At 59.4% G+C, this 1,757-nt stretch carries 2 protein-coding genes and 1 pseudogene; 1 reads left to right on the top strand and 2 read right to left on the bottom strand.

Features of this window, described 5'->3' with window-relative positions; genetic code table 11:
- Positions 1-276 (top strand): annotated as a pseudogene (locus tag ABWP50_RS12070) (ABC transporter); the annotation flags it as partial.
- Between the two features lie 31 nt (positions 277-307).
- Here ABWP50_RS12070 and ABWP50_RS12065 read toward each other — a convergent pair.
- Both ABWP50_RS12065 and ABWP50_RS12060 read right to left on the bottom strand, forming a co-directional pair.
- Entirely contained in the window at positions 308-1,072 is a 765-nt protein-coding gene (locus ABWP50_RS12065) for an SDR family NAD(P)-dependent oxidoreductase (RefSeq protein ID WP_353218236.1), read from the bottom strand.
- A 160-nt stretch (positions 1,073-1,232) separates the two neighbouring features.
- Complete coding sequence (locus ABWP50_RS12060; protein ID WP_353218235.1) at positions 1,233-1,652, bottom strand: ExbD/TolR family protein; 420 nt, start codon at positions 1,650-1,652, stop codon at positions 1,233-1,235.
- Positions 1,653-1,757: the final 105 nt, after the last annotated feature.

Below are 1,757 nucleotides of genomic sequence, written 5' to 3'. Positions count from 1 at the left end.
GCCGTTCTGCGCAATGCACCGATTTTGCTGCTTGATGAAGCGACCAGCGCGCTTGACGCTGAGAGTGAACAACTCGTCCAGGCAGCACTTGATGAGCTCATGAAGAACCGCACTACATTGGTGATTGCCCACCGCCTTGCCACTGTGCGCAATGCAGACAGGATCGTGGTGATGGACAAGGGCCGCATCATTGCGACCGGCACGCACGACAGCCTGATGAACGGAGGCGGCCTCTACGCCCGGCTCGCGCGGCTACAGTTCGACCAGGCGGCCTAAGCGGGTCAGGCTACCTGAACCTAAGCAGACTCTACTGCGCCGTGTAACCGCCATCGACCACAAGTTCGGCCCCGGTCATGAAACTGGCCGCATCACTGGCCAGGAAAAGGATTGCGGCGGCGATTTCGGCTGGTAGCCCCATCCTGCCGAGCGGGTGCGCCGTAATCAGCGCATCCCTAAGGGCATTGCCATCGTCACTGGCTGCCAACGCATTGGCAACGAGCGGAGTCTCCACAAAGCCGGGGTGAATGCTGTTCACTCTGATCTGCAGCGGCGCCCACTCCAACGCGGCGGCCTTGGTCAACAGCGTCACACCGCCCTTTGATGCGCAATAGGCCGCTGCGCCAGCCATGCCGACTTTGCCAAGGATCGAACTGACATTGATGATGGACCCACCACCAGCAGCAGCGATGGGCGGGCCGGCGTGGCGCAGGCCCAAAAACACGCCATCCAGATTGATGGAGAGAGTGTGCCGCCAGGCTTCAAGGCTATGTTCCATCAACGCGTGACGGCCGCCCGAGATACCGGCATTGTTGACGAGGATATCGAGGCGCCCGAAGTCGTCAACCGCGTGGGCCACGGCGGCAGCCCAATCGGCTTCGCTGGTGACATCATGCAGCCGGAACGAAGCCTTCAGTCCAGCAGCGACCAACCCAGCAGCGGCCTCCTCCCCAGCAAGATCACAGTCCGTGAGCAGCACCGCTGCGCCAGCCTTTGCCAATGCAGAGGCCGCAGCCTTGCCAAGCCCCGAGGCGGCGCCAGTGACAAGTGCAACCTTGCCGGTAAGATTGGTCATCGAACATCCTTTGGAAGATGACCAAGTCTATGCCCGCTGCGCAGTTAGCCGATACTGCGGGAATGGGCAGCGTGGCCAAAACAAAAGAGGCAGCCCTGAGGCTGCCTCTTTCATCTCCGTTTGAAAGACCCGGTCGAAACGAACCGTGCCAATCACAGGATCAGTTTGCGTAGGCCTCGTTGCCCACAAAACCCATCTTCTCGATGCCAGCCTGCTGGGCTTCGGCCAACACCTTATCGACCAGCTCATACTTGGCTTCGGCTTCCGGCCGCATACGCAATTCAGGCTGGGTCGGCATCGCTGCCGCCTGCTTGAGGTAACCCATCAGCGTATTAAGATCGACTTCTGTTTTGTTCCAATACACGTTCCCCAGGAAATCGATGTCGATCTGGTTGAACACCGGATCAACATTGCTGGGGTTCGGGTTTGGCGGCGGCAGATCGAGCTTAACCGCGTGGGTCTGTGGCGGGATGGTGATGATGAACATGATCAGCAGAACGAGCATGACGTCGATCAACGGCGTCGTGTTCATTTCGCCCATCGGGCTGTCTTCAGCGCTCTTGCCCATTGAAATAGCCATGGGGACAACTCCTGTTTGCGATGGCAGCCGGTTACGGTACCGGCCGCCAAATCCTCAATGCCACTAGCGCGTTACGTTACCCGCAGTCGGTTCCGAAATGAACCC

Source organism: Sandarakinorhabdus sp., from assembly GCF_040398645.1.
Taxonomy (GTDB): domain Bacteria; phylum Pseudomonadota; class Alphaproteobacteria; order Sphingomonadales; family Sphingomonadaceae; genus Sandarakinorhabdus.
This window is presented reverse-complemented; position numbering and strand designations above follow the sequence as displayed.